Source organism: Bradyrhizobium sp. SZCCHNR2028, assembly GCF_032380995.1.
Taxonomy (GTDB): Bacteria; Pseudomonadota; Alphaproteobacteria; order Rhizobiales; family Xanthobacteraceae; genus Bradyrhizobium.
This window is the reverse complement of the sequence record NZ_JAUHJF010000004.1, coordinates 93,308-115,803: the sequence shown is the minus strand read 5'-3', so window position 1 is coordinate 115,803 and position 22,496 is coordinate 93,308. Positions and strand designations below refer to the sequence as shown.

Below are 22,496 nucleotides of genomic sequence, written 5' to 3'. Positions count from 1 at the left end.
GCCGCGGTGGACGTGGTGGCTGCGCCCGACGAGCGCCGGCTGTCACGTACGGTGAAGTCGTGATGTCCTGACACCCCGAAGCTGGTGTCACGTGCGTGCTCATGCGAAAGCGTAGCGCGCGCAATGGTGGCCAACAAGCCCGGCGCACCAGGGAGACCACGTATAAGCCGTCAAACCATGCGCGCAGGGAAGGCCGGGATGTCTCCGCCGAACCTGTGGTTCTGCCGCGTGCTTTTTTGTTGCACGCGGACCATGGGAGCGGCGAGCTCCCGGCCTTCCCTGCCCCTCTCGATTTTCGACGGGGCTCTCACGATGCATCCCTCGCGCACGCGGTGCGGCGAGAGCGCGGGCTTATGAGCAGAAGAGAGGGAGAGAGACGGTGTTGGCAATGCTCAGCACGCAACAACGGCCATCGCCCAGTCAAGCCGGGCGATGACACCTGTTGTGAGTTGCTAGGCGTCCACGATGACGACGACGACGCAACTACCTGATCGTGATAGCAAGCCCCGACAGATCGACGTTCGCCAAGAGGCCGATCTGCTCACCCGAGAGCTCCAGCACCGCGCCCTTCTGGTTGGTCAGCACGATGCCGCGCACGCCGCGGCCGACGGCAAGGCCCGCGCCGGCGGCGCCATAGACGCCCTCGACGTCGGACGGACGCCAGATGTTGCTGACGCGGCCGCGCAGCACCGTGCGCGAGCCGCCGAACACCAGGCCCCAGTCGAGGCCGCCGGTCGACAGCGGATAGGCGCGGCCATGAAAGTTCAACACGCCGCTGCCGCCGGAGCCGCCGATGATCCACCCCGCTTTGTAGATGGTCAGCGTGATGAAGCCGCCATCTGCGTGCGCCGTGGCCGGAATGACAGCGCCGCAAGCAGCTGTCAGTGCCACCAGCAGACCGCGAAGCGAGGATGCAATTGTCATGGATGAAGTCTCCAGCGAAGTGAATTTGGGCTTGAGGTAATTCGATGGCCGTGTGCGACGATCGTGCCCCACTAAGCGAATCGATCGGGCCGAATTTAGCCCTTTGCACGGCACCGTGCATGCGCAGCCGCCGGTGTGTTCGATATGATGCGCTCGCAGCGCAGGAACTGTGGCGGTCCGACGATTAGTCCTCTGCACCCCCATCGTGGACGCGCGTCGACGCCGGCCAAATGGGTCGAGACCCGCGCGAAACCAAGGCCATTTCGGGGTATTCGGCACCGGTGCGACAACAGGACGCCCGCGTTAAGGCCCCATTAACCTTGTCGGACCACGGTGATCTACGGGCTGGATGTTTAGTTGGTCTCGATGTTTGCGCGTCGTTTCAGTGTCGGCGTGGGCGTTGATCGGGAGGAGTTATGTCGCAAGAATTGTCATCCGAAGCCGCAAGTCCGTCACTCGTGCCGCTTGCCATGCCACCGTCGCGCTCCGCGGCGGAGGTCCTGCCGCTGTTGATCGGCACGCCGTTGTCCGAGATCGAGCGCGAGCTCATCGTGCAGACCCTGGCGCGCTGCAACGGCAACCGTACCCACGCAGCAAGGCTGCTCGGCATGCCCGTGCGCACTTTGCGCAACAAGATCCGCATCTACACGGCCGACGGCATCGCGGTGCCGGCCTATTCGGCCTGATCCAACGGCGGCCACGCGATATCCCATCGCGTGGAACTCATCAGGATGCGAGGCCGATTGATGTTGATCAATCGGCCTCGCAGCCCTGCTGCAATTGCTGCCATCATCGCGGCTCTGTTACGCTTCGCCGCGAATCAGAGGTGTGTAGCGGAGTTGCGGTAGTGGCAAAGAATCCGGCCGGACGCGGCCTGCAGGGCCCCGTGGGTCCACGTGGCCCGCAGGGGCAGCCCGGGCGGCGCGGGCCAGATGGTCAGCGCGGCAAGCCGGGTTCCGACGGCAAGGCAGGTGCGCAAGGCAAGCCCGGCCCGCAAGGGCCGCGCGGCGAGCAAGGCCCGCCCGGCAAGCCGGGACCGCAGGGGCCTCAAGGTCCGCAGGGTGAACCGGGACCGCCGGGCACGCTGCCGACGATCGATCAGCTGATGCCCTGGCTCGAGCAGATCTTCGCGGCCTATGACGACTACAAGCGCGCGCGGGATCGCGAGGCGCATGAGCGCGAGGCCGAGCTGGTCGCGGTGCGCGACATCTTCGCCGCGACGACCCATGACGATGCGCTGGACGAGGCCTTCGAGGACGACGATCCGCACGACATCGACATCCCGAAGAAGAAGAAAAAGAAAAAGGGCAAGAAAAAGAAGAAGCACGACAAGCAAGCCCAGGACCGCCACGACCACGACGACGATGGGTTCTGAGCTTCGCCTTCTGTCAGGGCACGATGGGCCTCAGCGCGGGCCGAACCTGGCCGCCGAACGCTCCCGCGCCTTGGCCGCCTCGATCTCGCGGTCGCGCGGCGGGGCCTGGGTCTGCAGCGAGGTCAAGAGCCGCCGCGCGGCGTCGGCCACCTCCTCGACCGCGCGGGCGAAGGCGGCCTCGTTGGCCTGCGACGGCGCATTGAAGCCGGACAGCTTGCGCACGAATTGCAGGGCCGAGGCCTGAATTTCAGCCTCCGTCGCCGGCGGCTCGAAATTGAACAGCGTCTTGATGTTGCGGCACATGATGAGTCCCATCAATCCGGTACTGAACCAAGTCGCAGATCGTGCTATCATGTCCCCGACGCGGCCGGAAGAGTCGCGCATGATCAGGGGGAGTCCATGGTTCGACCGCTTGCCGCCGTTTTTGCCGCCGTCGTCGTTTTTTGCGCGCCGGCCCGCGCCGCCGACTATCCCGCCCCGAAGCAGGGCGACTTCGTCGTCAAGGATTTCAAGTTTCACACCGGCGAGACGCTGCCGGAGCTGAGGCTGCACTATACGACCGTCGGCGAGCCGACCGGGCAGCCGGTGCTGGTGCTGCATGGCACCGGCGGCTCAGGCGGAAGCATGCTGGTGCCGACCTTCGCCGGCGAATTGTTCGGCAAGGACCAGCCGCTCGATGCGACCAGGTACTACATCATCATTCCCGACAGCATCGGCCACGGCAAATCGTCGAAGCCCTCCGACGGGCTGAAGACCAGGTTTCCCGCCTATGACTATGCCGACATGGTCGATGCGCAGCATCGCCTGCTGACCGAGGGCCTCGGCATCAAGCACGTCCGGCTCGTGATCGGCAATTCCATGGGCGGGATGCACAGCTGGGTGTGGGCCACGCGCTATCCGGACTTCATGGACGCCGCGGTGCCGATGGCCTCGCAGCCGACTGAAATGGCGGCCCGCAACTGGATGCTGCGCCGGCTGATGCTGGAGACGATCCGCAACGATCCCGACTACAATGGCGGCAACTACACCGCACAGCCGCGCATGATGAAATATGCCGTCACGGCCTATGCCACCGCCACGGCCGGCGGCACCATCGCCTATCAGCTCGCGGCACCGACCGCGGCCAAGGCCGACAAGCTGGTCGAGGAGCGGCTCGCCACGCCCATTCCCACCGACGCCAACGACTTCATCTATCAGTGGGACTCGTCGCACGACTACAATCCGTCTGCCGATCTCGACAAGATCAAGGCGACCGTGATGCTGATCAACTCGGCCGACGACGAGCGCAACCCGCCGGAGACCGGCGTGACGGTCGACGCCATGAAGCGCGTCGCCAACGGCAAGCTCCTGCTCATCCCGACCTCGGCCGAAACGCGCGGCCACCTGACCACCGGAAATGCGAAGTTCTACGCCGAGCCGCTGCGCGAATTGCTGGCGACGGCGCCACAGCGCGGCATGTAGGTCCGCAGAAGGGAGCGTTGAATGCGCAGGATGGTGCTGGCCGGTCTCACGATGGGCTCGCTCGCCTGCGCGACCGTCGCCGCCGCCTTCGACAACGGGCAGTTCGACAACGTCCCACCTGACATTCGCGCGTGGTTCAAGAGCGTGATCGCGCCCAACGGCGTGCCATGCTGCGATGTCTCCGACGGCCACCGCACGACCTATGACGTGCGCGACGGCACCTATTGGGTGCCGATCGAAGGCCGGTGGATGGCGGTGCCGGAACGCGCCATCATCCGCGACCGCGGCAACCCGATCGGCGAGGCCGTGGTGTGGTACGTCCATCACCGCGGCGACATCATCATCAGCTGTTTCGTTCCCGCCGATGCCGTATGAGGCGCTGGCGCGTGCGGCTACCACTCATGCGACTCATTAGCGGCACGAGAAGTGACCTCCGGTTTCGTGACTAGCTCCGATTGACCTAAGTCAACAGTCGCGGAAACCGGCCGAAATAGTGTACAGAATGTGTCATGCATGAACCTGAAGATTCTTGATCGAGATGCCCAAGCGATTGTTTCACTGGTCCGCAGGCCGCCTGGCCCGGGCGTCTCTCGGGCTGGCTCTCGTTGTGGCGCCCTGCGCCGCGTCGGCCGATGATGAGCTGAAGCTCACGCCAAGCCAGGCGCAGAACCTCGGCGTGCGCGTGACGCATCCGATCTCCAGCCGGATGGACAAAACGCTGCCCTATCCCGCGCAGATCGTCATTCCCACGCCTCAACTGTGGGTCGTCAGCGCGCCGGTCGCGGGGATGATCACCAACCTCGCCGTTGCCCGCGGCGATCGCGTGACCGTCGGACAACCGCTGCTCACGCTGGAAAGTCCGAGCTTCGTCTCGCTCCAGCGCGATTACCTGCATGCGCTGGCCCAGGAGGTTCTCGCGGTTCAGCAGTTGAAGCGCAATGCCGACCTGTTCGAAGGCAAGGCCATCCCGCAACGCGTGCTGGAGTCGAGCCAGACCGAAGCGCGCCAGGCCAGCATCGTCGTCGCCGAACGTCGGCAGATGCTGCACATCAGCGGGCTGTCCGACGAAGCCATCGCCCGGCTCAGCAGCGAGGCGGCGATCAGCGCGACGCTCACTGTGACGGCCCCGCGCACGGCGTCCGTGGTCGAGCTCGCGGTCTCGCCGGGCCAGCGCCTGGAACAGGCCGCGTCGCTGGTGAAGCTCGCCCGGCTGTCGCCGCTATGGGCCGAGATCGCGATTCCCGCAACCAACATCGGCGCCATCAAGACCGGCGCCAAGGTCGACATCGAAGGCTATGCGACACCGGGCCAGGTCATCCTGGTGTCCGAGACGACCGATGCCGCCACGCAGACAATTCTCGTCCGCGCCGAGATTCCCAACAACGGCGAACTGCATTCCGGACAAATGGCGGCGGCCCGCATCGGCTTTGTCTCGGCAGGAGAAAGCGCGTGGGAAATTCCCTATAGCGGCCTCGTCCGGCGCGGTGAGCAGACCGCGGTGTTCGTTGCCACGGAAGGCGGCTTCCGGCTCGTTGCGGTCACCCTGCTCGCGGAGGATCAGGATCACGTCGTCATCGCAGGCCCCCTCACGGACAAGAACGAGATCGCCATCGGCGGCATCTCGGCGTTGCGCGGCATCCTCTCGCGACTGGGGCAGTAGATGCTGCAACGGCTGGTCGCATTCGCGCTGTCACAGCGGCTCTTCGTCATCCTCAGCACGCTGCTGGTGATCGGCGCAGGCGCCGTTGTCTTGCCGAGCCTGCCGATCGATGCCTTTCCAGACGTCTCGCCGGTCCAGGTGAAGATCATCATGAAGGCTCCCGGCCTGACGCCGGAAGAGGTCGAGCAGCGCATCACGGTACCGATCGAGCTGGAGCTGCTCGGGTTGCCGAACAAGAAGATCCTTCGCTCGACCACGAAATACGCGCTGGCCGACATCACCGTCGATTTCGAGGACGGCACCGACATCTACTGGGCCCGCAATCAAGTGTCGGAGCGGTTGTCCAACATCTCGCGCGACTTTCCCGAGGGCGTGAACGGGGGCCTCGCCCCGATCACGAGCCCTCTGGGCGAGATGTTCATGTTCACGATCGACAGTCCCGAACTGTCGCTGGCCGAACGCCGGACCTTGCTCGACTGGGTCATCCGCCCAGCGCTGCGCACGGTGCCCGGAGTAGCCGACGTCAACGCGCTCGGCGGCTATGTCCGCGCCTTCGAAATCGTGCCGAGAAATGACGCGCTGGCGGCGCGCGGCATCTCGTCCGAGCTGTTTCGCAAGGCCATCGAGGCCAACAGCCGCAACGACGGTGCCGGGCGGGTCAACCAGGGCGAAGACAGCGCGCTGGTCCGCATCGAAGGCAGCATCCGCGGCATCGACGACATCCGGGCGATCATCGTCGACACCCGCGACGGAATCCCGATCCGGGTCAGCGACGTCGCGAGGGTCAAGATCGGCGCACTCACCCGCTATGGCGCCGTCACGACGGACGGCAAGGGCGAGACGGTCGAGGGGCTCGTGCTCGGTCTGCGCGGCGCCAACGCCGGACAATTGGTGCGCGACGTTCGGGCCCGGCTGGACGAACTGAAGCCGTCGCTGCCGAGCAGCGTCTCCATCAACGTGTTCTACGACCGCAGCCGGCTGGTCAACCGCGCCGTCGGCACGGTGGTCCGGGCGCTGGGCGAAGCCACGGTGCTCGTTGTCGTGCTGCTGCTGCTGTTCCTCGGCAATTGGCGCGCCTCGCTGGTGATCGCGCTCAGCCTGCCGCTGGCGATCGTGATGGCGCTGATCGTGATGCGGGCGGTCGGCATGTCCGCGAATCTGATGAGTCTGGGCGGCCTTGCGATCGCGATCGGCATGCTGATCGACGCGCTGGTCGTGGTGGTCGAGAACATCGTCGGCAATCTCGCCAAGCACGATCACGGAAGCGCCACGCCGCTGATCCACGTCGTCTACCGCTCGGTTTGCGAAGTCCTGCAGCCGGTCGCCTCGGGCGTCCTGATCATCATCATCGTGTTCGTTCCGCTGCTGACCTTGCAGGGGCTGGAGGGAAAGCTCTTCATTCCGGTCGCGCTGGCGATCATTTTCGCTCTGGCCGCATCGCTGCTGCTTGCGCTGACGGTGCTTCCGGTCGCGACGTCCTTCGTGCTCACATCCGCATCGCATGACGATCCAATGCTGATCCGGGCAGCGCAGCGCGTCTACGCGCCCGCGCTCGACTGGGCGCTCGGGAACGAGCGCAAGGTGATCATCGCGGCGCTGGTCAGCCTCGTTGCCGCGGGATACGGCTACACCCAGCTGGGCAAGACCTTCATGCCGACGATGGACGAAGGCGACGTCATCGTTAGCGTGGAAACGCTGCCGTCCGTCAATCTCGACGAGTCCCTCGCCATCAATGCCCGGCTGCAGACGGCGTTGATGAAGGTGCCAGACGTCGCCGGCATCATCGCGCGCACCGGCTCGGACGAGCTCGGGCTCGATCCGATGGGACCCAATCAGACCGACACGTTCCTGGTGCTCAAGCCGGCAGACCAGCGGCAGACCAGCGACCGCGATGTCCTGCTCGAGAAGCTTCGCGAGGTCCTGACCGGCTTCCCCGGCGTCTCGCTCAGCTTCACGCAACCCATCGACATGCGCGTGCAGGAAATGATCAGCGGCGTGCGCGGCGACGTCGCGGTCAAGATCTTCGGCCCGGACATCACCAAGCTCAACGAGATCGCAGCGAAGCTGTCGGCGATCATGTCCGACATCGATGGGGCCCAAGACGTCTACACGACGCTCAACGAGGGCGCGCAATACTACACGATCGCCGTCAACCGGATGGAGGCGGGCCGCCTTGGGCTCACCGTGGACTCGATCTCGGCCGCCTTGCGCACGCAGATCGAAGGCCGAACGATCGGCACCGCGCTCGAGGAGGGACGCCGGACGCCGATCCTGGTCCGCGGCGGCGAGACCACGCGGCAGGCTCCGACGATGCTGGCGGCGCTGCCGCTGACGCTTGCGTCAGGCCAGCATGTTGCGCTCTCGCAGGTCGCCCGCATCCAGAGGGTCGACGGCCCGGTGAAGATCGATCGTGAGGACGGCAACCGCATGAGCGTGGTTCGCAGCAACGTCCGCGGCCGTGACATGGTCGGCTTCGTGCAGGCGGCCCAGCAAAGGGTCGCAGCCGAGCTGCCGCTGCCGTCCGGCTATCGGCTGACATGGGGCGGGCAGTTCGAGAACCAGCAGCGTGCAGCCGCGCGTCTGTCCGTCGTTGTGCCGGTCGCGATCGGCCTGATCTTCGTGCTGCTCTTCACGACGTTCGGCTCGGTGCGCCAGGCCCTGCTCGTCCTCGTCAACATTCCCTTTGCGCTGATCGGCGGCGTGTTCGCGCTGGTCTCGACCGGCGAATACCTCTCCGTCCCGGCCTCCGTCGGCTTCATCGCACTGCTTGGAATCGCCGTGCTCAACGGCGTCGTGCTGGTGTCTCATTTCAACCAGTTGCGCGCTCACGGGCTCTCCGAGCAGCGCATCGTGGTCGAAGGCGCAAAGCGCAGGCTGCGGCCGGTGCTGATGACGGCGAGCATCACGGCGCTCGGATTGATCCCACTGCTGTTTGCATCCGGACCTGGATCGGAGGTCCAGCGTCCGCTTGCGATCGTCGTGATCGGCGGCCTGTTGTCGTCTACGCTGCTGACGCTGATCCTGTTGCCGATCCTGTATCGCCGCTACGGCGCCGCTGCGAAGGACGCGACATGACCGGCCAAGCCGTCTGCCTGACACTGATCGTGCCGGATGCGCTTCGTGCCGAGGTACTCGACCATCTGAGCGAGCAGACCGATCTGGTGAGCGGCTTTACGGCCTCTGATGCGTCCGGACATGGCGTCCGCGTCCGGCTGCGCAGCGCGGCGGAGCGGGTCAAGGGACATGCCGACGAGGTCGTCGTGCGGATCGTGCTGCAGGGACAGGATCTCGAGCACCTGCTGGAACGGCTCAGGAACGCATTTGCAGGGACGAAGCTCGTCTATTGGGTCATGCCCGTGACGGATTTCGGCATTATCGACTGAGCACGACTCTCGGCGCCCCTCACGTCACAGGGGCGGTCGATTCAAGGCATGAAACACCAGCCGTGAATCGACCCTGTACCGAAAGCGGACGACCGCCTCAACGTTGACGTCAGTGCTCGCTCTCGAGGCCGCCGACGTGCTTCTGCGTGTAGAGTTCGAGACCGATCCGGTTGATCAGGTCGAGCTGGGTCTCGAGGAAATCGATGTGATGCTCCTCGTCCTTCATCAGTTGCTCGAACAGGTCGCGCGACACGTAGTCCTTCACGCCGTGACAATAGGTTGCGGCTTCCTGATACAGCGTCCGCGCGCCGATCTCGGCGGCGAGATCGCACTCGATGATCTCCTTGACGTTCTGGCCGATGCGCAGCGGATCGAGCACCTGCATGTTGGGGAAGCCGTCGAGGAAGAGAATGCGGTCGGTGAACTTGTCGGCGTGCTCCATCTCCTCGATGGATTCCTTGCGCCAGACCTTCGCCATGTCGAGAAGGCCCCAATTGTTCAACAGGCGATAGTGCAGCCAATATTGGTTGATGGCAGTCAGCTCGCTGCGCAATCCCTTGTTGAGATATTCGATGACCTTGGGGTCGCCCTGCATGGATAAGCTCCGAAAAAGTTAGAGGCCGCAGGCGCTCAATAACAGGTTCGAAGTGCGGAGACGACCCCCGTTCATGTGCATTTTTAGGGCGGAAAGCACGCGACCGAGGGCAAACGCCTGTCAGCAGGCGGCGAGCGCGAACCGGCTCTGAAGGTCGTCATCGATCGCCTGCACCGGCGCCGCCCCATGATGGTGGCCGTGCTGACAGCCAACCTGGCAGGAGCGGGCGCAGGGACCCAGCGCCTCGTCGATGATCGTCTTGATCGTGCGCGCACAGCGGCCGCATTCCGCGCTGCACCCCAGGCAACCGTAGACCTGCTTGGGGTTCCGCGGCAGTTCGTCCGCAGACTTCACCGCGTTGCGGATGTCGTGATCGCTGATGACGTTGCAGGAACAAACAATCATGAGAAACCGGCCAATCGTCCTTGGTCAGGTATCGATAGTCATCCGCAGCTACCCGCGCAAAGGGAAAACGGCGCTTTTGAAGCGATTCCAATTTCCAGATCAATCTAGAACGACTCCAACTATGCGAGCTTGCCGCAGATCAAAGTCGTCGCCGGACGACCATCGAGTGGCGATCGAGCAGCCGGAACTCAGTCGCCACCACCCCCGTCGCCTCCACCACTGTCGCCACCGTCACCCCCGCCATCGATCGGGTTTCCCACGACGTCTGACGAGGTATTGGAAAACCAACTCGCAAGTCCGATCCCCTGGCCGTCGTGCGATGAGCTGCCGGAATCGCTGATGGTGGTGTCGGTGGAAGAGCGGCGGCGGTTGGGCCCGCGGTCGGCGCGAACCAGCAGCGCGTAGCAGATGGCCGAGGTCAGTCCGATCGCCACGACGATCGTCATCGTGGGAGTCATGCCTGCTCCGAACCGAGGTCAAATTTTGTGCACTGCAACATTGAACGCATCCTGGAGATGGGTCGTCCAATGGAACGCGCCCGTTCATTGATCATTCAAGCGGGATATGTGAACCTGCCGTATCGCTTGATGCGCGATCCGCCGACTTGGAGTGAGAGAGGTTAAGGTCATGAAGAAGACTCTTGCGGCCCTGGCCGCCGTCGCGACGCTGTCGACCGCAGCGCTGGCCCCTGCTCCTGCTGAAGCGCGCAATGGTCGTGTCGCCGCCGGTGTCGCTGCCGGCCTGCTCGGCGGCGCCCTCATCGGTGGCGCCATCGCTGCGGGCAGCAATCCCTATTATTACGGGCCGGGCTACTCCTACTCGCCAGGATATTCCTACGGGCCGGGCTACTCCTATTACGGCGGGCCTGCCTACGTCGCCGATCCCGGCTATGCCTGCTATTGGCAACGCCAGCGCTTCTGGGACGGCTACGGCTGGCGGCTTCGCCGCGTCCGCGTTTGCGAGTGATCGTTCACCTTCATTAATTCCATGACCTTGCACCGGAATTTCGAGAACGGCGGCCTCCACGGCCAGAAAAAACCGTTTTTCCGTCGCATCAGGTCGGACAGAGTTTACGAAGGGTTGACGGATTGTCGTGTTTTCTCACGATGCTGACGGCCCCTGATCGTGCGTGAATCACCAACCTGGTGCCCGCGAGGGCGCCTTCCAGGAGATCTCGGAACATGAAGAAGATCCTGACCGCAGTGCTTGCGGTTGCGACCATCGCCGGGTCGCTGAGCGTGACGGCACCAGCCGCCAAGGCTGGCGACGTGGGTGCCGGCGTGGCTGCCGGCCTGATCGGCGGCGCCCTGATCGGCGGCGCGATCGCGTCCAGCCGCCCGGCCTATGGTGGTCCGGTCTATGTCGAAGCCCCTCCGCCGGGCCCGCCGCCGTGCGTGTGGCGCCGTGAGCGCTATTGGGACGGCTACGGCTGGGTGTCGCGCCCGGTTCGCGTCTGCTACTGATCCTGACGACGCATAGCGTTGCAGCAAGCCCGGCCCTGCGGCCGGGCTTTTTGCTGCCGGCCAACCCGCTGAATTCGGTCGATCAGCGCGCGGCGTCGATCGCCTGCAGCACCGACTCGCTCGGCCAGCAGTCGACCTTCAGGCCCGCCTTCTTCTGAAATGCGCCGAGCGCGGCGCGGGTCTGCATGCCGGCCTTGCCGTCCAGCTTGTCGCCGTAGAGACCGAGCCGCGTCAGGCCCTTCTGCATCGCCTCGACGTCCTTGCTCCGAAGCTGCTTCGACGCCGCCCACGGCGTCGCGAACGGGGCCGGGCTCGTCATGCGGTCCGCGAGGTGGCCGACGAACAGCACGTAGAGATCGGAGAAATTGTACTCCTTGATGACGAAGTAGTTCGCCGTCGCCAGGAAAGCCGGACCATAGATGCCCTCAGGCTGCAGCAGCGACGCCGGCTGCCGCTGCTCGGCGGCGCTCAGCCGCTGGCCACGCACCGGGACGAAGCCGGCCCGCAGCCATTCGCCGATCGGCTTCTTCACCTCCGGCACACCCATCGCGCAATCGACATTGGCAGGCGGCTTGACCTCGTAGGCCCAGCGCACGCCGCGCTGCCAGCCCTTGTTCGCAAGCTGCAGCGCCGCCGAGCCCAGCGCGTCCGGCACCGAATGCCAGAGATCGACCTTGCCGTCGCCATCGAGATCGACGCCGTGCTTGTAGTACTCCGACGGCAGGAACTGGGTGAGCCCGACCGCCCCGCCCCATGAGGCCCTGAGATCGCCGCGCGACACGACACCGTCGCTCAGCATCTTCAGCGCCATGATGAACTCGGTGCGGTACTGGTCCTTGCGCCGGCCGACATAGGCCTGCGTCGCCAGCACGCGCAGCGCATCGTAGGGCAGCGCATAGCGGCCGAAATCGGTTTCGCGGCCCCAGATCGCGAGCACAACCGGCCCCGGCACGCCGAAGCGGCGTTCGATCTCGGCGAGCGCCGAACGATATTTCTGGATCAGCTTCTCACCATGCGCGGCCAGCCGCGCGATCGACGCTTCCTTGATGTAGTCGGCTGGCACCTGCACGAACTCGGCCTGCGCCGGCGCCCCCGTCGCGGGCCGGCCGGGCAGCAGCAGATCGGGAAGCTTGTAGTCAGGCTCCAACCCGCGCGTCTCGGCCTCGAACGTCGCGCGGGAGACGCCCTGCTCCTTGGCTTCGGGCCAGAGCGAGTTGACGAACTCCGTGAAGGCGGCGTCGGTCGCGCTCGCTTGGCCATCGCCAAACATGCAGAGCACCAGACCGACGAGAACGAGCCTGCGCAAACGGATTAGCAGCTGCCGAGCCATCCGATAGGGCTAGCACAGCCCGCGGCCGTTGTGAACGTCAGCAGACCGCGCGGCGGAACTCGAGGCTGCCGCTCAATGCCCCGCCTGCTTCGCCTCTTCGATCGCGGCATTCGACAATTTGTCGACCACGGCGATGCCGATCGCGGAGAGGATGAAGACCGTGTGGATGATCGTCTGCCACATCACGCCGGTCTCGGTGTAGTTCGACTTGCCCGACGAGAGCGCGCCGGCCTCGATGAAGGTACGGAGCAGATGAATGGAAGAGATGCCGATGATGGCCATCGCCAGCTTGATCTTCAGCACGCTGGCATTGACGTGGCTGAGCCATTCGGGTTCGTCGGGATGGCCCTGCAGATTCAGCCGCGACACGAAGGTCTCGTAGCCGCCGACGATCACCATCACGAGCAGGTTCGAGATCATGACCACGTCGATCAGGCCGAGCACCGCGAGCATGATCTGCTGCTCGGAGAAATCGAAGGCGTGAGCGAACAGGTGCCAGAGCTCCTTCAGGAACAGCACGACATAGACGCCCTGTGCGATGATCAGCCCGACATAGAGCGGTAGCTGCAGCCAGCGCGAGCCGAAGATCAGCATTGGAATGGGGCGCAGCGCTCCGCCCTTGGAGGACAGGGTCGCGTCGGGGGAAGACATGATGGGATTTTCTCGCGGCTGGATGGGATTGCGGAACGACTATCTACGCAATCACGTCGCACATGGAAGCGACAACTGGCCGCAGCCTGGGCGCGACGCTTTGTCCCGGAACGAAGACAGCGTCGCGCCTTGCGATGTCCTGAGATCAGCGCGTCAGCTTCTTGTACTTGACCCGGTGCGGAATCACGCTGTCCTGGCCGAGCCGGCGCATCTTGTCCTTCTCATAGTCCTGGAAGTTTCCTTCGAACCATTCGACATGGCTGTCGCCCTCGAAGGCCAGCATGTGGGTCGCGATACGGTCGAGGAACCAGCGATCGTGGCTGATGATGACGGCGCAGCCGGCGAAGTCTTCCAGGGCCTCTTCGAGCGCACGCAGGGTATCGACGTCGAGATCGTTGGTCGGCTCGTCGAGCAGCAGCACGTTGGACCCGGACTTCAGCATCTTGGCGAGATGCACGCGATTGCGCTCACCACCCGACAGCGCGCCGACCTTCTTCTGCTGGTCGGCGCCCTTGAAGTTGAACGACGAGCAATAACCGCGCGAGTTGACTTCCTTCTTGCCGAGCAGGATCAGCTCGTTGCCGCCGGAGATCTCTTCCCACACTGTCTTGTTGCCATCGAGCGCGTCGCGCGACTGGTCGACATAGCCGAGATGCACGGTCTCGCCGATGGTGATGGTGCCGGCGTCCGGCTTCTCTTGTCCCGTGATCATGCGGAACAGCGTGGTCTTGCCGGCGCCGTTCGGGCCGATGACGCCGACGATGCCGCCGGGCGGCAGCTTGAAGGTGAGATTGTCGATCAGCAGGCGATCGCCGAAGCTCTTGGTCAGCCCCTCGAAATCGATGACGTTGTTACCGAGCCGCTCGGCCACGGGAATGATGATCTGCGCGGTCTGGGTCTGCTTCTCGCTCGCCTTCTTGAGCAGCTCCTCGTAGCGCTGATAGCGCGCCTTGGATTTCGCCTGGCGGGCCTTCGGCGACGCCGCGATCCACTCCTGCTCGCGCGCCAAAGTGCGCTGGTGCGCCGCGTCCTCGCGGCCTTCCTGCTCCAGCCGCTTCTGCTTCTGCTGCAGCCAGGACGAGTAGTTGCCCTCGTAGGGGATGCCCTTGCCGCGATCGAGCTCGAGGATCCAGCTGGTGACGTTGTCGAGGAAGTAGCGGTCGTGGGTGACGATCAGGATCGCGCCCGGATAGTTGCGCAGATGGCCTTCGAGCCACGACACCGATTCGGCGTCGAGATGGTTGGTCGGCTCGTCGAGCAGCAGCAGCTCGGGCTGGTCGAGCAGAAGCCGGCACAGCGCGACGCGGCGACGCTCGCCGCCGGACAGCTTGGCGACGTCGGCATCGTCGGGCGGACAGCGCAGCGCATCCATCGCCTGGTCGACCTTGCTGTCGAGATCCCACAGGCCCTGCGCCTCGATCTCGTCCTGCAGCTTGGTCATCTCGTCAGCGGTCTCTTCGGAGTAGTTCATCGCCAGCTCGTTGTAGCGATCGAGAATCGCCTTCTGCTTGCCGACGCCGAGCATGACATTCTCGCGCACCGTGAGCTTTGGATCGAGCTGCGGCTCTTGCTCGAGATAGCCGACGCGGGCGCCCTCGGCGACCCACGCCTCGCCGGTATAGTCCTTGTCAATGCCGGCCATGATCTTGAGCAGGGTGGACTTACCGGAGCCGTTGACGCCGAGTACACCGATCTTGGCGTCCGGGTAGAACGACAGATGGATGTTATCGAGCACCTTGCGTGTCGGGTAGGTCTTGGACAGACCCTGCATGAAGTAGACGAACTGGCGCGCCATCGCGTGTCCCTTGAAGCCTGCCGGAATTTTCGGAAAATGGTTGCCGCTGATGTAACCGCGCGGTCCCCAAAGGGCAACCGGCGAGCCGGTCCTGACCGGAACAAATGCCGGGAGAATCACGGTCGTTCCTGCGCCGGGACGGGCCTCCCGCCCACGGACGAATACGGGTCCGTCACCTTGTGTGTGGCGGATCACGACAATTGCAACCATCTTTTAATTAATTCGGCGGGACACTCGGTCTCGGCCCGCAAGACCCCGCGCGCCCAAGCGGCAAAAGCCGCGACCGACAACAGCGAGAGCCCGTCATGGCAGCCTTCACCTCAGCCTCCCTGCCCGCTCCGGCGGCCCACCGCAACGACCGATCCGGGATCGTCGACGAGATCCGCGGCTTCTGGCGCGACTTCGTCACGCGAGCGTTCAACCCGTACCGACCGGAGCTGCATTACATGCGTGGCCCCGGCCCCGCGTGGCGCGCCAAATACGGCCATGACGCCGCGTTCCGGCTGAAGACCCGCCTCGACTGATATCGCCTGGTTCCGCGTCACAGCGGACGACGCCTTGCGCACCCAGCCCTTTGCGCGCAAGCATGGCTCCATTCCCGACGGCATTCATGATTGCCGCCGTTTCCCGATGAATGGACCTTGCCGATGACACGGCTGCGCTGTGCGATCCTCGACGACTATTACGATACGGCCCTCTCATTGGCCGACTGGCCCCGGCTGGCCGACAGAGTGGATGTGACGGCTTTCACACAGCCATTCGGCAACGAGGAAGCGGCCGCCGGCGCGCTCACCGATGCCGACATCATCTGTGCGATGCGCGAGCGGACGCCATTGCCGCGCTCCCTGATCGAGCGGTTGCCGAAGCTGAAGCTCCTGATCACCTCGGGCATGCGCAACGCCGCCATCGACATGGAGGCCGCCAAGGCGCGCGGCATCATGGTCTGCGGCACGCAATATGGTCGTGACCCCACCGCACCGCTCACCATGGGCCTGATCCTGGAGCTGACCCGCAGGATCGGCCAGGAGAACGCCCGCATGCATGCCGGCGAGCCTTGGCAGGCGCTGGGCGGCGTGGAGATCGAGGGCAAGACGCTGGGCGTGATCGGGCTGGGCAAGCTCGGCACCAAGGTGGCGGAGCTCGGCAAGGCGTTCGGCATGAACGTGATCGCCTGGAGCCCCAACCTGACGCCAGACCGCTGCAACGCGGCGGGCGTCGGCTACGCCACCAAGGAGGAGCTGTTCGCGACCGCCGATGTCATCACCATCCATGTCGTGCTCAGCGACCGCTCACGCGGGCTGGTCGGCTCCGCCGACCTCGCGCGGATGAAGCCGACCGCCTACCTCGTCAACACCTCGCGCGCACCGATCGTCGACGAGGCCGCGCTGCTGCAGGCGCTGCGCGACAAGCGCATCGCCGGCGCCGGCCTCGACGTGTTCTCGGTCGAGCCGCTGCCGGTCGCCCATCCGCTGCGCGGGCTCGGCAACGTCGTGATCTCGCCGCATCTCGGCTACGTCACCGAGGAGAGCTTTCGCGCTCACTACGGCCAGATGGTCGACTGCATCGCCGCCTGGCTCGCCGGGTCCGAGCCGCCGCGCCGGCTGGCTTAAGGCAGGCGAGAGCGGCTCACAAAGCAAAACACCCTCCGCAAGGAGGGGGTTTCCAACGGGCTCAGCTCGGGCAAACGCGCCTCAGCGGATCGTCACCGGCGGCGGCAGCGGCTGCATGTTGGCCGGCTGGCTAGCCGGCACGGCCGCCTGCGCCTGGACAGGCGCCTGAGCCGGTGAGGCCGCGGCGGCAGCCATGTTCTTGCCGGAACCCGGAGGCGCACCGCCCGGCATCACGACCACGCGGGTGCCGACCTTGACCCGGTCGAACAGGTCGGCGACGTCGTCGTTCAGCATGCCGATGCAACCGGACGACACGAACTTGCCGATGGTCGACGGCTGGTTGGTGCCGTGGATGCGGTACACGGTCGAGCCCAGATACATCGCGCGGGCGCCGAGCGGATTGCCGGGACCGCCGGCCATGAAGCGCGGCAGATAGGGCTGGCGCTCGATCATCTCGCTCGGCGGATACCAGTCCGGCCACTCGGTCTTCTTGGTGATCTTCTGCACGCCGGTCCAGGTGAAGCCTTCGCGGCCGACACGTACGCCGTAGCGCATGGCCCGGCCGTTGCCGAGCACCAAATAGAGGTAGGTGTTGGGCGTATCGACGACGATCGTTCCCGGCGGCTCCTTGGTGACGAAGTCGACCTCCTGGCGGCGCAGGTTCGCCGGCAGCGGCGCCGGCGCCGCATCGGGTTGTTCCTCAGGCGGCAGAGCTGCCACCGTCATCGGCCGATCTCCGGCGACCGGAGCCTGTGCGGCGCCCGCGACGGCGGGAGCGCCACCGACGGCGCCGGGCGGCCGCGGCGCGCCGGAGTCGCCACCAGGCGCGCTGTTGCCGTAGGCGCCACCATAAGCCTGTTGGCCGGAGGCGGGACGATCACCGTAGATCACCGGGGGCGGACCAGCCGGACGGCCGTAACGCGGATCATTCGGGGACATCACCGGGCCATTCGGAGCGGCGCCATAGACCGCCGCTCCGGCCGGACGCCCATATCGGGGATCGTCGGGAGAAAGGATGGGGCCGGTCGGAGCAGCAGCGCCATAGACCGGCGCATTGGCTGGACGACCGTAGCGCGGATCGTCCGGCGAGATCACCGGGCCGGGCGGCGGCAGGGCCGCGGAATTGCCAGGCGCATCCTCGTCGTCGAGCGCGTCGAAATCCTGCCCCTGCCCGCGCGCATCGGCCGGGTAAGGCGTCGGCGCCGGTGAATACGCTCCAGGCGCGGTCTGATAGACCTGCTGTGCCTCGGCAAACGAAGCTGCCGTCACGCCCGCTGCCGCGACCGCGCAAACCGTCAGGATTTGTCTGATCATCATCGCCCTTGCAGTATCCCCAAGCCGCCGATTGGGACCTTTGCTGTGCCAGATGGCCGAAGATAGCGGCGCATTCAAGACAATTCCGGCCAGAGCGGCCCGACTTCGGCAATTTGTGATCATGTCTCCGTCGTTGCACGGAAGTCTCACGCCGCCGAAAAAGTGCAGCGAAGCCCCGGCAAGCCCTATCGATGCCGTGATTTGCCGAGCGGGCCGGAACACTTCCGGTATTCTGACGTGAGCCTGATTCGCGATGCACGGCAGAAGCCGGCCTCGTCGCGGACGCGGCTATTCCCTGTGATCACCGCGTTCCCTACTGGCTCGAATGTCTCGGCAGTCCCGCTGCCGTGGCGAGAGTTACCGTCAATGCTTCCCGGCTTTCGTTTTCTGGTCGCCGCGATCGTCTGTTCCATTTCTCTCACCATCTTCGGCATGGGCGCTGCGGCTCTGTTGCGCGCCGCCCATGAGCAGTTCGCCAGCAACGCGTCCTGGCGCACGACTCAGGCGTCGGGCTTCACGACGTTCCTACCGCCGGCCGAACCCACGCCGGTGCTCGCGGTGCTGCGGGTGGATTCGATTCCGACACCGCCGGTGACGCCGCCGCCGGTCGTGGCCGATGCTGCCCCGGCAACGTCCGAACAGCCGAGCGCGCCGTCGACGGCGGCGCCGCTCACAGAAGCGCCCGAAGTGACCCCCGTTGCGGTGGCCACCGATCTGCCGACGCCCTCGCTGCCGGCGGAAACGGTCGACACGTCCCGCACCTCCGCCATTGTCGCGACCGCGTCCGCGACGAATGACCGGATCGAGAGCATCAAGCCGGAGCGCCCCATTCCGGACACGACCGCTTCGATCGTCGTTCCGGTCGAAAAAGCGTTCGACAAGCCGAGCATGGACAGCTCGCCCGAGATTGCAGCGACCGCCCCGCCGCGGGCGTCGCGTGAAGCTGCGGCCGCCGTGGTGGCACCGCCGCCGCCAGCTCGTCAGATCCTCGCCAGCGCCGATCCGATGATGACGACCGCAGCCGCCGCTTCAACCGCGCTCGCGCCCGTTCCGGCGGTGCTCGACCCGATCGCCGCCAAGCTCGCCGCACTGGCCGAACAGCCGGCTCATCAGGAGCGGCCCGCCGCCAGCGAGCATCGTGCCTCGGTGAAGGTCGCGAGCATTCAGTTGCGCCGAAGCATCCTCAAGAAGCGCCAGGCCCGCGAGAAGCAGATCGCGGCGCGCCGCGCCAACCAGCGGCGCATCGCACAGCGGCTCCGGTCGGCACGGCAAGCTGCTGCTGCTGCTCAGCAGCAACAGGCCGCATTCCCTGATCCGTTTGGACAGCAGCCGTTCGGTCAACCGCAGGCGGTCAGCCAGCAGGCGGCCGGGCCGCGCACACGGTAAAGAGGAGCCGCCGATCAGGCTGGCCCGGTCGCAACCGGCGGGCCGTTCTCGATGCCCCACTCCGACCACGAGCCGTCGTAGAGCGCGGTGTCGCGGATGCCGAGACGATAGAGCGCCAGCGTGAGCACCGCCGCCGACACGCCGGAGCCGCAGGAGGTCACGATCGGCTTGGCGAGATCGACTCCAGCGGCGCCGAATGCCTCGCGCAACTGGTCGAGCGGCCTCATCACGCCGGTCGTCGCGTCGAACAACTCCGCATAGGGCAGATTGCGGCTGCCGGGGATATGGCCGGATCGGAGGCCGGGCCGCGGCTCGGCGACCTCGCCCGCGAAGCGCGGCGCCTGCCGTGCATCGATCACCTGCTCGGCCTTGCCAGCGAGATTGGCAACCATCTGCTCGATCCGGCGCACGCGCGTGGCATCGAATTTCGCGCTGTAGGTGCCGAGCGCCGCCGTGACCTGTCCGCTCTCGACCGGGCGTCCCTCCGCCATCCACTTCTTCAGCCCGCCGTCGAGCACGCGCACATCCGTGTGGCCGAATGACAGGAACATCCACCAGGCGCGCGGCGCGGCGACCCAGCCGCCGGAATCATAGACCACTACCGTATCGCCATTGCTGACGCCGAGCCGGCCCGCGTCGCGGCCGAACTGCTCGGCGCTCGGATACATGTGCGGCAGCGGATTGGAATGGTCGGAGACCTCGTCGACGTCGAAAAACACGGCGCCGGGGATGTGCGCCTTCAGATAATCGTCCTTCGGCAGCGGCAGCACACCCGGCATCTTGAAGGTCGCATCGAGCACCTTGACCCTGGGATCACCCAGATGCGCAGCGAGCCAGTCGGTGGAGACGAGAGGGTCGTTGGGGGTGGTCATGCGTGGCTCCGCGGTCACTTTCAGTCCTCATGGCCGGACTTGATCCGGTCATCCATCTTCTTCAAGCGATGGACACGCGGGTCAAGCCCGCGCGTGATGGGCAGCGATCAATCCCTCTTCTTGGGCGCCCAGGCCTCGACCGGCCCGCCGGCGTCCCGCCACGCCGCGAAGCCGCCGCCGATATGGGCGACCGGTTTCAGGCCCATGTCCTGCGCGGTCTTGGCAGCGAGCGCTGAGCGCAGGCCGCCAGCGCAGTGGAAAATGAACGTCTTGTCCTCTTGGAAGATCGCCTTGGCATAGGGGCTCTGCGGATCGATCCAGAACTCCAGCATGCCGCGCGTACAGGAGAACGCGCCGGGGATCCTGCCCTCGCGCTCGATCTCGCGCGGATCGCGGATATCGACGATGACGACGTCATCGCGCTTGGCGGCCTCGATTGCCTCAGCCGCAGAGAGCGTGGCGATCTCGGCATTGGCTTCGTCGAGCAGCGCCTTGATGCCGCGGGTGATGGTCTGGGGCATTCTCTCGTTTCCTCTTGGCGTCATTCCGGGCCGATGCGAAGCATCGAACCCGGAATCTCGAAGTGGCAACGCAATGTCGGGATTCCGGGTTCACCCTTCGGGCGCCCCGGAATGACAGCATCACCGCACCAGCTCCTTCATCGCTGCTTCCAGACCCTCGATCGTGATCGGATACATGCGCTCGGAGAAGATGCGGCGGATGAGGGTGGTGGACTCCGAATAGTCCCAATGCTTCTGCGCTACCGGATTGAGCCACACCGCGTGTGGATAGGTGCGAATGACGCGGTCGAGCCACACCGAGCCCGGCTCTTCGTTGACGTGCTCGACCGAGCCGCCGGGCACCATGATCTCATAGGGCGACATCGACGCGTCGCCGACGAACACGACCTTGTAGTCGTGCGGGTACTTATGCAGCACGTCCCAGGTCGGCGTGCGATCGGTGAAACGCCGCTTGTTCTGCTTCCACACGCCCTCATAGAGGCAGTTGTGGAAGTAGAAATATTCCATGTGCTTGAATTCGCTCTTGGCGGCCGAGAACAGCTCCTCGACCTGCGCGACGTGGGAATCCATCGAGCCGCCGATGTCGAAGAACACCAGCACCTTCACCGCATTGCGCCGCTCAGGGCGCATATGCACGTCGAGATAGCCGTGGTTGGCGGTCTCGCGGATCGTGGTGTCCAAGTCGAGCTCGTCGGGCGCACCGGTGCGGGCGAACTTGCGCAGCCGGCGCAGCGCCACCTTGATGTTGCGGATGCCGAGCTCGACATTGCCGTCGAGATCCTTGAACTCGCGCCGGTCCCACACCTTCACCGCGCGGTCGTTGCGGTTCTTCTCCTGGCCGATGCGGACGCCTTCGGGATTGTAGCCATAGGCGCCGAATGGCGAGGTGCCGGCGGTGCCGATCCACTTGCTGCCGCCCTGGTGACGGCCCTTCTGCTCTTCCAGACGCTTCTTCAAGGTCTCCATGAGCTTGTCCCAGCCCATGGCCTCGATCTCCTTTTTCTCCTCCTCGGTAAGGTATTTCTCGGCCAGCTTCTTCAGCCATTCCTCGGGGATTTCGGCCTTCTCCATCGCATCGAGCAGGTTCTCCAGCCCCTTGAATACGGTGCCGAACACGCGATCGAACTTGTCGAGATTACGCTCGTCCTTCACCAGCGCGGTGCGCGAGAGATAGTAGAAGTTCTCGACCGAATGCTCGGCGAGGTCGGCGTCGACGGCCTCCATCAGCGTGAGATATTCACGCAAGGAGACCGGGACCTGCGCGTCGCGCAGCGCTGTGAAGAATTGCAGGAACATGCCCATTAGATCGCGCGGCCAAGAGGGCACGTCAAGGGCCGCTCCACGCCCCGCGCTGGACCCGCCGGCATTTTGCTCTACAATCCCTGGAACAACAGGCGAAATGGGGGCTTTCATGGGTATCATTGCAGCGCTGATCATCGGCGCCATCGCGGGCTGGCTGGCAGGGCTGATCGTGCGCGGCGCCGGTTTCGGCCTGATCGGCAACATGGTCATCGGCATCATCGGCGCGCTGGTCGCAAGCTACGTGCTGCCGGCACTGCACATTGCGCTCGCCAGCGGCACGCTGGGGACGATCCTGGACGCCACGATCGGCGCCGTCATCGTGCTCGTGATCCTCTCATTGATCAGGCGCGCTTGATTATTTCTGCTTCCGATGGCAGCCATCATCTCAAGGCCGCAGCGGCGTTGCCGCTGCGTAGCCACTCAACACAAGTTCGAACGATGAGCGAGAC

25 protein-coding genes are annotated in these 22,496 nt (G+C 65.2%); 13 read left to right on the top strand and 12 right to left on the bottom strand.

Annotated elements, in window-relative coordinates:
• Positions 1-483: 483 nt before the first annotated feature.
• Entirely contained in the window at positions 484-924 is a 441-nt protein-coding gene (locus QX121_RS08780; protein ID WP_315717830.1) for a hypothetical protein, read from the bottom strand.
• 416 nt (positions 925-1,340) lie between these two features.
• Between QX121_RS08780 and QX121_RS08775 the strand changes: the two genes are divergently transcribed.
• Entirely contained in the window at positions 1,341-1,610 is a 270-nt protein-coding gene (locus tag QX121_RS08775) for a helix-turn-helix domain-containing protein (protein ID WP_315717831.1), read from the top strand.
• 161 nt (positions 1,611-1,771) lie between these two features.
• Positions 1,772-2,299 carry a collagen-like protein gene (locus QX121_RS08770; protein ID WP_315775966.1) on the top strand — a complete coding sequence of 176 codons (528 nt, stop codon included), beginning with the start codon at positions 1,772-1,774 and terminating at the stop codon, positions 2,297-2,299.
• A 30-nt stretch (positions 2,300-2,329) separates the two neighbouring features.
• Here the strand turns inward: QX121_RS08770 and QX121_RS08765 are convergent, their stop codons facing one another.
• Positions 2,330-2,602 carry a DUF2277 domain-containing protein gene (locus QX121_RS08765; protein ID WP_315717862.1) on the bottom strand — a complete coding sequence of 91 codons (273 nt, stop codon included), beginning with the start codon at positions 2,600-2,602 and terminating at the stop codon, positions 2,330-2,332.
• Between the two features lie 96 nt (positions 2,603-2,698).
• Here QX121_RS08765 and QX121_RS08760 point away from each other — a divergent pair, with 96 nt between their 5' ends.
• The 5 genes from QX121_RS08760 (at position 2,699) to QX121_RS08740 (ending at position 8,803) form a co-directional block, all read left to right on the top strand.
• Positions 2,699-3,760 carry an alpha/beta fold hydrolase gene (locus tag QX121_RS08760; protein WP_315811688.1) on the top strand — a complete coding sequence of 354 codons (1,062 nt, stop codon included), beginning with the start codon at positions 2,699-2,701 and terminating at the stop codon, positions 3,758-3,760.
• A 21-nt stretch (positions 3,761-3,781) separates the two neighbouring features.
• Positions 3,782-4,135 (top strand): hypothetical protein, encoded by a 354-nt coding sequence (locus QX121_RS08755; RefSeq protein WP_315811687.1) that lies wholly within the window; start codon positions 3,782-3,784, stop codon positions 4,133-4,135.
• Positions 4,136-4,298: 163 nt separating this feature from the next.
• A complete protein-coding gene (locus QX121_RS08750; RefSeq protein ID WP_315771986.1) occupies positions 4,299-5,420 on the top strand; it encodes an efflux RND transporter periplasmic adaptor subunit in 1,122 nt (373 codons plus the stop codon).
• A complete protein-coding gene (locus QX121_RS08745) occupies positions 5,421-8,495 on the top strand; it encodes a CusA/CzcA family heavy metal efflux RND transporter (protein ID WP_315775963.1) in 3,075 nt (1,024 codons plus the stop codon). It begins immediately after the preceding gene.
• Positions 8,492-8,803: a DUF3240 family protein gene (locus QX121_RS08740; RefSeq protein WP_315811686.1), complete on the top strand. Its 312-nt coding sequence runs from the start codon at positions 8,492-8,494 to the stop codon at positions 8,801-8,803. Before QX121_RS08745 ends, QX121_RS08740 begins: the two co-directional genes overlap by 4 nt.
• 109 nt (positions 8,804-8,912) lie before the next feature.
• Here the strand turns inward: QX121_RS08740 and bfr are convergent, their stop codons facing one another.
• From bfr to QX121_RS08725, 3 genes are all read right to left on the bottom strand, one after another.
• Positions 8,913-9,398: a bacterioferritin gene (gene bfr, locus QX121_RS08735; RefSeq protein WP_315717837.1), complete on the bottom strand. Its 486-nt coding sequence runs from the start codon at positions 9,396-9,398 to the stop codon at positions 8,913-8,915.
• A gap of 120 nt (positions 9,399-9,518) precedes the next feature.
• Positions 9,519-9,803 carry a bacterioferritin-associated ferredoxin gene (locus QX121_RS08730; protein ID WP_315738584.1) on the bottom strand — a complete coding sequence of 95 codons (285 nt, stop codon included), beginning with the start codon at positions 9,801-9,803 and terminating at the stop codon, positions 9,519-9,521.
• Positions 9,804-9,991: 188 nt separating this feature from the next.
• Positions 9,992-10,261, bottom strand: coding sequence for a hypothetical protein (locus tag QX121_RS08725; RefSeq protein ID WP_315811685.1), 270 nt, complete (start codon positions 10,259-10,261; stop codon positions 9,992-9,994).
• Between the two features lie 169 nt (positions 10,262-10,430).
• Here QX121_RS08725 and QX121_RS08720 point away from each other — a divergent pair, with 169 nt between their 5' ends.
• Entirely contained in the window at positions 10,431-10,769 is a 339-nt protein-coding gene (locus QX121_RS08720) for a hypothetical protein (protein ID WP_315738586.1), read from the top strand.
• Positions 10,770-10,984: 215 nt separating this feature from the next.
• A complete protein-coding gene (locus tag QX121_RS08715) occupies positions 10,985-11,266 on the top strand; it encodes a hypothetical protein (protein WP_008964967.1) in 282 nt (93 codons plus the stop codon).
• An 82-nt stretch (positions 11,267-11,348) separates the two neighbouring features.
• On the opposite strand, the gene QX121_RS08710 is transcribed toward QX121_RS08715, so the two are convergent.
• From QX121_RS08710 to ettA, 3 genes are all read right to left on the bottom strand, one after another.
• Entirely contained in the window at positions 11,349-12,536 is a 1,188-nt protein-coding gene (locus QX121_RS08710) for a lytic murein transglycosylase (protein ID WP_315796694.1), read from the bottom strand.
• Positions 12,537-12,668: 132 nt separating this feature from the next.
• A complete protein-coding gene (locus QX121_RS08705) occupies positions 12,669-13,247 on the bottom strand; it encodes a TIGR00645 family protein (RefSeq protein ID WP_315738588.1) in 579 nt (192 codons plus the stop codon).
• Positions 13,248-13,392: 145 nt separating this feature from the next.
• Positions 13,393-15,042: an energy-dependent translational throttle protein EttA gene (gene ettA, locus QX121_RS08700; protein ID WP_315755321.1), complete on the bottom strand. Its 1,650-nt coding sequence runs from the start codon at positions 15,040-15,042 to the stop codon at positions 13,393-13,395.
• A 305-nt stretch (positions 15,043-15,347) separates the two neighbouring features.
• Between ettA and QX121_RS08695 the strand changes: the two genes are divergently transcribed.
• Entirely contained in the window at positions 15,348-15,566 is a 219-nt protein-coding gene (locus tag QX121_RS08695) for a hypothetical protein (RefSeq protein ID WP_315738590.1), read from the top strand.
• A gap of 123 nt (positions 15,567-15,689) precedes the next feature.
• A complete protein-coding gene (locus QX121_RS08690) occupies positions 15,690-16,652 on the top strand; it encodes a D-2-hydroxyacid dehydrogenase family protein (RefSeq protein WP_315796693.1) in 963 nt (320 codons plus the stop codon).
• Positions 16,653-16,733: 81 nt separating this feature from the next.
• Here QX121_RS08690 and QX121_RS08685 read toward each other — a convergent pair whose 3' ends face one another.
• Complete coding sequence (locus QX121_RS08685; protein ID WP_315796692.1) at positions 16,734-17,969, bottom strand: L,D-transpeptidase; 1,236 nt, start codon at positions 17,967-17,969, stop codon at positions 16,734-16,736.
• 363 nt (positions 17,970-18,332) lie between these two features.
• Here QX121_RS08685 and QX121_RS08680 point away from each other — a divergent pair, with 363 nt between their 5' ends.
• Positions 18,333-19,352 carry a hypothetical protein gene (locus QX121_RS08680; protein ID WP_409999328.1) on the top strand — a complete coding sequence of 340 codons (1,020 nt, stop codon included), beginning with the start codon at positions 18,333-18,335 and terminating at the stop codon, positions 19,350-19,352.
• A 14-nt stretch (positions 19,353-19,366) separates the two neighbouring features.
• Here QX121_RS08680 and sseA read toward each other — a convergent pair whose 3' ends face one another.
• From sseA to QX121_RS08665, 3 genes are all read right to left on the bottom strand, one after another.
• Positions 19,367-20,224: a 3-mercaptopyruvate sulfurtransferase gene (gene sseA / locus QX121_RS08675; RefSeq protein WP_315811683.1), complete on the bottom strand. Its 858-nt coding sequence runs from the start codon at positions 20,222-20,224 to the stop codon at positions 19,367-19,369.
• Positions 20,225-20,331: 107 nt separating this feature from the next.
• Positions 20,332-20,745: a rhodanese-like domain-containing protein gene (locus QX121_RS08670; RefSeq protein ID WP_315738595.1), complete on the bottom strand. Its 414-nt coding sequence runs from the start codon at positions 20,743-20,745 to the stop codon at positions 20,332-20,334.
• Positions 20,746-20,865: 120 nt separating this feature from the next.
• The gene (locus QX121_RS08665; RefSeq protein ID WP_315811682.1) at positions 20,866-22,041 is read right to left on the bottom strand and encodes a VWA domain-containing protein; all 1,176 of its coding nucleotides are present in this window, start codon (positions 22,039-22,041) and stop codon (positions 20,866-20,868) included.
• 115 nt (positions 22,042-22,156) lie between these two features.
• On the opposite strand from QX121_RS08665, the gene QX121_RS08660 reads away from it, so the two are divergent.
• Entirely contained in the window at positions 22,157-22,402 is a 246-nt protein-coding gene (locus QX121_RS08660; RefSeq protein ID WP_315738597.1) for a GlsB/YeaQ/YmgE family stress response membrane protein, read from the top strand.
• The last annotated feature ends 94 nt before the right edge of the window (positions 22,403-22,496 follow it).